Annotated in this window: 6 protein-coding genes, 1 tRNA gene and 3 pseudogenes; 7 read left to right on the top strand and 3 right to left on the bottom strand. The window is 68.6% G+C overall.

Annotated features, from left to right (window positions below):
- The 5 genes and pseudogenes from DPV74_RS38125 to DPV74_RS38105 all read left to right on the top strand — a co-directional run.
- Nucleotides 1-169, top strand: a pseudogene (locus DPV74_RS38125) (YraN family protein); the annotation flags it as partial.
- A gap of 126 nt (nt 170-295) precedes the next feature.
- Nucleotides 296-880 (top strand): SIS domain-containing protein, encoded by a 585-nt coding sequence (locus tag DPV74_RS38120; RefSeq protein WP_027788620.1) that lies wholly within the window; start codon nt 296-298, stop codon nt 878-880.
- A gap of 17 nt (nt 881-897) precedes the next feature.
- Complete coding sequence (locus DPV74_RS38115; protein ID WP_027788619.1) at nt 898-1,695, top strand: BON domain-containing protein; 798 nt, start codon at nt 898-900, stop codon at nt 1,693-1,695.
- Nucleotides 1,692-2,054 carry a c-type cytochrome gene (locus tag DPV74_RS38110; RefSeq protein ID WP_060084486.1) on the top strand — a complete coding sequence of 121 codons (363 nt, stop codon included), beginning with the start codon at nt 1,692-1,694 and terminating at the stop codon, nt 2,052-2,054. The genes DPV74_RS38115 and DPV74_RS38110 overlap by 4 nt, the downstream gene beginning before the upstream one ends.
- Nucleotides 2,055-2,120: 66 nt before the next feature.
- A tRNA-Ala gene (locus tag DPV74_RS38105) sits at nt 2,121-2,196 on the top strand.
- Nucleotides 2,197-2,319: 123 nt separating this feature from the next.
- On the opposite strand, the gene DPV74_RS38100 is transcribed toward DPV74_RS38105, so the two are convergent.
- The 3 genes from DPV74_RS38100 to DPV74_RS38090 form a co-directional block, all read right to left on the bottom strand.
- The gene (locus tag DPV74_RS38100; RefSeq protein ID WP_060174997.1) at nt 2,320-2,631 is read right to left on the bottom strand and encodes a hypothetical protein; all 312 of its coding nucleotides are present in this window, start codon (nt 2,629-2,631) and stop codon (nt 2,320-2,322) included.
- 125 nt (nt 2,632-2,756) lie between these two features.
- A complete protein-coding gene (locus DPV74_RS38095) occupies nt 2,757-4,154 on the bottom strand; it encodes an enolase C-terminal domain-like protein (RefSeq protein WP_119339066.1) in 1,398 nt (465 codons plus the stop codon).
- Between the two features lie 62 nt (nt 4,155-4,216).
- Nucleotides 4,217-5,557 carry an MFS transporter gene (locus tag DPV74_RS38090; protein ID WP_027788615.1) on the bottom strand — a complete coding sequence of 447 codons (1,341 nt, stop codon included), beginning with the start codon at nt 5,555-5,557 and terminating at the stop codon, nt 4,217-4,219.
- 210 nt (nt 5,558-5,767) lie between these two features.
- Between DPV74_RS38090 and DPV74_RS42020 the strand changes: the two are divergent.
- Together DPV74_RS42020 and DPV74_RS38080 are read left to right on the top strand one after the other, a co-directional pair.
- Nucleotides 5,768-5,941: pseudogene (locus tag DPV74_RS42020) on the top strand (glutathione S-transferase); the annotation flags it as partial.
- Between the two features lie 131 nt (nt 5,942-6,072).
- Nucleotides 6,073-6,174: pseudogene (locus DPV74_RS38080) on the top strand (DUF2239 family protein); the annotation flags it as partial.

Here is a 6,174-nt window from a genome sequence, read left to right as displayed (position 1 = left end):
CGGCGCGGCCGCGAGCGTCGGCTGGCGCAAGCGGCGGCGCCTGGTGGCGGCCGCGCTCCAGTTCTGGGCGCGCCACGGCGCCGGTGCCGCGTGCCGTTTCGACGTCGTCGCGTTCGAGGCCGGGCGGCTCGAGTGGCTGCGCGACGCATTTCGTGCCGACGATGCGTAGCCGCGAGCTGTGACGAGATGTAAAGAGTTCTTGCCGGACCCCCGGAGAGCGTGCCGGAGTACGGTAAACTCGCCGCACCCACGATGTCGCGCGATGCGTGCCGCGCGCCCAGTTCACCAGGAATCGATGTCAGTCGAACGTATTCAGCAACATTTCCGCGACAGCGCCGCGCTTCACGCCGAAGCGGCCGATGCACTGTCGCTGCCGATCGCAGCCGCGGTCGATGCGATGTTCGCCGCGCTGGCGAACGGCAACAAGATCGTCGCGTGTGGTGACGGCCCGTCGGCCGCCGCCGCGCACTACCTCGCCGTGTCGCTCGTCGGCGGCTTCGAGCGCGAGCGTCCGGGCCTGCCCGCGATCGCGCTGGCCACCGATGCGTCGCAGGGCGGCCTCGCGGGTGCGGTGTCCGCCGAGCAACTGTTCGCCCAGCAGGTGCGCGTGCTCGGCCAGACCGGCGACATCCTGCTGGTGCTCGATCCGGGCGGCGCGTCGCCGCGCGTGCTGGCGGCGATCGACGAAGCGCACGAGCGCGAGATGACCGTCGTCGCGCTGACGGGCGGCGACGGCCACGCAGTCGCGGCCGCGCTTTCCGACACCGATATTCCGATCAACGTGCCCGCCGTTCGTGCGGCGCGCGTCCACGAAGTCCATCTGCTGACCATCCACTGCCTGTGCGACGGCATCGACGCGATGCTGCTGGGTGAGGATTGAACGAAGGAGAGCCGTCGATGAATCAAAGCCGCGTCAAACAGACGCTCGTCAGAACCACGCTGCTCGCCGCGCTGACGGCGGGTCTCGCCGTGTCGCTGCAGGGTTGTGTGCTCGGGATCGTCGGCGCAGCGGCCGGCGGCGGCGCGCTGGTCGCGACCGACCGCCGTACGCTCGGCGCGCAGACGGAGGACCGGGAGATCCAGGTCAAGTCGCTCACGCAGATCAACAACGGGCTGCCCGACCAGTCGCACGTGAACGTCACGGTGTTCAACCGCCGCGTGCTGCTGACGGGCGAGGTGCCGAACGATGCATCGAAGCAGCGCGCCGAGGAAATCGTGCGCGGCATCAACAACGTGAACGGCATCGTCAACGAGCTGTCGGTCGAGCCGGCGTCGTCGCTGTCGTCGCGCGCCAACGACTCGTATCTCGAGGGGCGCGTGAAGTCCGAGCTGATCGCGACGAAGGGCATCTCGGCGAACTACTACAAGGTGGTCAGCGAACGCGGCAACCTTTACCTGATGGGGCTCGTGACGGTCGACGAGGGCAATCGCGGCGCGGAAGCCGCCAGCCAGGTGCCCGGCGTCGAGAAAGTCGTGAAGGTGTTCCAGTACGTGAAGCCGCAGGACGCGCAGGCGCTGCAGGCGGCGTCGCCCGCGAGCGGCGCGTCCGGTGCGCAGGCCGCCGCGCCGGCGGATACCGCGACGGTGGGCGCCGTGCCCGACGCGTCGGTGCAGTCCACGCCGCTGCAGCCGCCCGCGCCGATCTCGAATTCGTCGAGCGTGCACCCGGGCAACCCGAAGGCACCGTCGCAATGAAGAGCACGCAGATGAAGCAATTGAAACAGTGGATGATGCAGGGCGCTGCAGCCGCGGCGCTCGTGGCGGGCACGCTGGGCGCCGCGCACGCGGATGTCGGCGACGGCCTGAAGGTGGCGCGCGGCAATGCGTGCATGGGCTGCCACGCGGTCGATCGCAAGCTCGTCGGCCCGTCGTTCAAGGAAGTCGCTGCCCGCTACAAGTCCGATCCGCAGGCCGTGGCAAAGCTGTCGAAGAAGGTGAAGGAGGGCGGCTCCGGCGTCTGGGGCGCGATTCCGATGCCGGCGCATCCGCGCATGAGCGACGCCGACGCGCGTTCGGTGGTCGAATGGGTACTGGCTGGCGCGCCGTCAAAGTAATGCTTCAGGGGTGACTCAACCCCTATTGCCAAGCGTAGAAATGCGTGTGTATGATGGTCGACTGTTGGGGCGGTAGCTCAGCTGGGAGAGCGTCGCGTTCGCAATGCGAAGGTCGGGAGTTCGATCCTCCTCCGCTCCACCAACGGAATTCGAAAGGCCCGATCGCAAGATCGGGCCTTTTTGTTTTTGGGTTCGGCTGCGACGGTGGGCGTGGGCGGTACCGTCGGGTGCGCCGCTTTCGACGTGATGCGCAAACTCGCCGCGCCTAGGTCGCCAGCTCGTGAATGAACCTGAACGCCGGCACCGACAGCACGGCAAACCCCACCGTGATGGCCGCAAGGATCGCGATCCTCTTGCGCAGCAGCGCGAAGAGGGCGATCGACAGTCCGCAGAACACGCAGGTCAGAATGAGGACCCACCAGAGCGCGGCGTAGCCTGCACCGCCTTCGAAATTCGATACGTTCTGCGTGATCCGGGTCGCGGCATAACCAGCGACGGTCATGCTCGCGGGCAGGCACAGCACCGAATACAGCACGAAGACGATGATCTGCCGCGGTGTCGGGTCGGGAGACGTCACGGTGGGCGCTTCACGTTGGGTGGGAAGGGCGCCGAACCGTCCGCCAAGCGGGCCGGCTCAGGCAGCCGGCAGGATGCGGGCGTTTCCGGTGTTTGGCAACCACCGCCCACCGCCCACCGTCACGCTCACCCCCGCCCGAAACTCGGCCGCTTCGGATCGTAAGTCCACCCCGGCACGAGATACCGCATCGCGACCGCGTCGTCGCGCGCCGTCCCGCCGACCGCGTTATACAACGCATGCGCGGCCTCGACCTGCGCCATGTCGAGCTCGATCCCGAGCCCCGGCCGCTCCGGCACGGCCACCTTGCCGCCGACGATCGCGAGCGGCTCGCGCGTGAGCCGCGCGTCGCCTTCCTGCCAGATCCAGTGCGTGTCGATCGCGGTGATCGTGCCGGGCGCGGCCGCCGCCGCATGCGTGAACATCGCGAGCGACACGTCGAAGTGGTTGTTCGAATGCGAGCCCCACGTGAGCCCCCAGTCGCGGCACAGCTGCGCGAGCCGCACCGAGCCCTGCATCGTCCAGAAATGCGGATCGGCGAGCGGGATGTCGACCGCCTGCAGCCGCACCGCGTGATCCATCTGCCTCCAGTCGGTCGCGATCATGTTGGTCGCGGTCGGAATCCCGGTCGCACGGCGGAATTCGGCCATCACCTCGCGGCCCGAATAGCCGCCTTCCGGCCCGCACGGGTCCTCCGCATACGCGAGCAGGTGGCCTTGGCCGCGGCACAGCGCGACGGCCTCGTCGAGCGACCACGCGCCGTTCGGGTCGAGCGTCGCGCGTGCGTCGGGGAAGCGCGCCTTGATCGCGGCGATCGCTTCCATCTCGTCGGCGCCGGCCATCACGCCGCCCTTCAGCTTGAAATCGGCGAAGCCGTAACGCTCGACGGCGGCTTCCGCCTGCCGCGCGATCGCGGCCGGCGTGAGCGCTTCCTCGTTGCGCAGCCGGAACCACGGGGCGCGCGCCTGCGCCTCGTCGCGATACGGCAGGTCGGTGCGGCCGCGGTCACCGATATAGAACAGATAAGCGAGCATCGGCACCGCGTCGCGCTGCTGCCCTTCGCCGAGCAGCGCGGCGACGGGCACGTCGAGAAACTGCCCGAGCAGGTCGAGTAGCGCAGCCTCGATCGCGGTGATCACGTTGTCGAGCCGCAGGTTGATCTCGTGCGGCTGGCGCAGCACGGCCGCCTCGCCGGCCGACGTCACCTCGTGCCGGATCGTGCGGCCCGCGCCCGGGCCCGTGCCGGACAGCGCCGCGCGCACCGCGTTGAGGGTGGCCTGATAGCGTCCGATCGACTGGCCGACCACGAGATCCGTCATGCGCTCGAGCGCGTGCCGGATGCCTTCGCCGCCCGGCACTTCGCCGACACCCGTGTGCCCGCTGCTGTCGTCGAGGATCACGAGGTTGCGCGTGAAGTACGGCGCGTGCGCGCCGCACAGGTTGAGCAGCATGCTGTCGCGGCCGGCAACGGGAATCACCCGCATGCGCGTGACGCGCGGGGTGCCGGCATGGCGGGATTCGGACATCGGTTCGCTCCTGTTTCCGGTGGTGCGCGGGCCGCCGGCTGGGCCGGCGCGGCCCGCGCCGTTCATCGAAGCTCGACGCGGCGGATCTCGCCGACGACGAACACGTAGCAGATCACCGCGACGAGCGCGTGCGCGACCACATAGACGAGCGCGCCGTTGAACGAGCCGCTGCGGTCGACGATGTAGCCGATCGCGATCGGCGTCGTGATGCTGGAGAGGTTGCCGCACGTGTTGAGCAGCGCGCCGCTCAATCCCGCGATCTGGCGCGGCGCGGTGTCGGCGTTGACGGCCCAGCCGAGCGCGCCGAGTCCCTTGCCGAAGAACGACAGCGCCATGAACAGCACGACGAGCACGTGCGAATCGGTGTAGTTGCAGACGATCATCGACATCGACAGCAGCATGCCGAACACGATCGGCACCTTGCGCGCAACCGACAGCGAGCGGCCCTGCCTGAGCAGCGCATCGGACACGATGCCGCCGAGAATCCCGCCGAGGAACCCGCACACGGCCGGGATCGACGCGACGAGCCCCGCGTTGAGGATCGACATCCCGCGCGCCTGCACGAGATAGACGGGAAACCACGTGATGAAGAAATAGGTGAGCGCGTTGATGCAGTACTGCGCGACGTACACGCCGACCAGCATCCTGTTCCTCAGCAGCGCCTTCACGTGACGCATCGACGGGCCGCCGTCGCGGCCGCCCGTCGCCTGGTCGATGTTGACGAGCGCACCGCCTTCGGCGAGGTAGTCGAGTTCCGCGCGGTTGATGGTCGGGTGGTCCTTCGGGTCGTACATCGTGCGGTTCCACACCAGGACGAACGCGAAGCCGAGCACGCCCATCACCGCGAACACCGACTGCCAGCCGAACGCGTGCACGAGCCAGCCCATCAGCGGCGCGAACACGACGGTCGCCGCGTACTGCGCGGCATTGAAGATCGCCGATGCGGTGCCGCGTTCGGCGGCCGGGAACCACGCGGACACGATCCGGCTGTTGGCCGGGAAGGAAGGCGCTTCGGCCGCGCCGACCAGGAAGCGCAGCCCGAACAGCAGCGCGAACGCGGCCGCGCCGCCGAAAAAGCCGATCGTGCCCTGCAGCAGCGTGAACAGCGACCAGAAGAAGATGCTGAACGCATAGACGATGCGCGATCCATAGCGGTCCAGCAGCCAGCCGCCCGGCAGCTGCGCGACCACGTACGACCAGCCGAATGCGGAGAAGATGAAGCCGATCTGCACGTGGCTCAGGTGCAGCGCGCGGGCGAGGCTCGGGCCCGCGATCGCGATCGCGGCGCGATCCGCGTAGTTGATCGTCGTGACCGCGAACAGGACGGCCAGCACCAGCCAGCGCACGCGGGTGCGCCGGGCCGTTGCCGACGCGGACGCCGGCAGCGCGTGAAGCGGATTCATGACTGTCTCCTCCGAAGGGCGGAAGGTGCCGTCGTGCGGCTGGCGCTTCGAAAGCGCGCGTTTCTGGGTGACGGTGCTGCCGGCCGGAGGCCGGACGCCGAGGCCCGTGCGGGCCGGAGCGGGGCGTCCGGATCATTCTGTCATGTCGATATTTGCGCTTTCATGCCAATTACTGACTTGATCGATTCAGCCTTTGAATCGATCGGCCGCGACGCGTTCCCGCGCATCGCCGCGCTGCGGGCGCGGCTCGCCGACGATGCCGGCGTGTGATTCGCGCACGCCGGCGAGGAAGGCCTGCCGCTGCCGGCTTCGTCGGCGTTCGGAGGCCATGTGTCGCTCGACGACGTGCTCGCGAGCGTGCGCGGCGCGGCGCGCCGGCACTGAAGAACTGACCGCGCCACGCGGTCGCACGCACGGCGGGAGGCTGGCAATATTTTTACCCGGATGATATTGACATTCAATTTATACCCGGATGAAAATAGCGCCATTCCGATTCCTGCCTGCAGGCGACCACGATGACAACCTCCACGCTTCTTAGTTCGTACACGGTGTTCGACGGCCACCGGCGGCTCGCGACGGGCCCGCTCGTGTCGGTCGCGCTCGCGGCCCGGGAGGCC

It is taken from the genome of Burkholderia sp. HAN2018, assembly GCF_024704855.1.
GTDB classification, from domain to species: Bacteria; Pseudomonadota; Gammaproteobacteria; order Burkholderiales; family Burkholderiaceae; genus Burkholderia; species Burkholderia cepacia.
Note: the sequence above shows the minus strand (reverse complement) of the source record. Positions and strands in the feature narration are given on the sequence as shown.

Coding starts and splice junctions, on each gene's coding strand:
- DPV74_RS38090 (WP_027788615.1), bottom strand. CDS start 5,557: ATGAATCCGCTTCACGCGCTGCCGGCGTCCGCGTCGGCAACGGCCCGG.
- DPV74_RS38115 (WP_027788619.1), top strand. CDS start 898: ATGAATCAAAGCCGCGTCAAACAGACGCTCGTCAGAACCACGCTGCTC.
- DPV74_RS38110 (WP_060084486.1), top strand. CDS start 1,692: ATGAAGAGCACGCAGATGAAGCAATTGAAACAGTGGATGATGCAGGGC.
- DPV74_RS38095 (WP_119339066.1), bottom strand. CDS start 4,154: ATGTCCGAATCCCGCCATGCCGGCACCCCGCGCGTCACGCGCATGCGG.
- DPV74_RS38120 (WP_027788620.1), top strand. CDS start 296: ATGTCAGTCGAACGTATTCAGCAACATTTCCGCGACAGCGCCGCGCTT.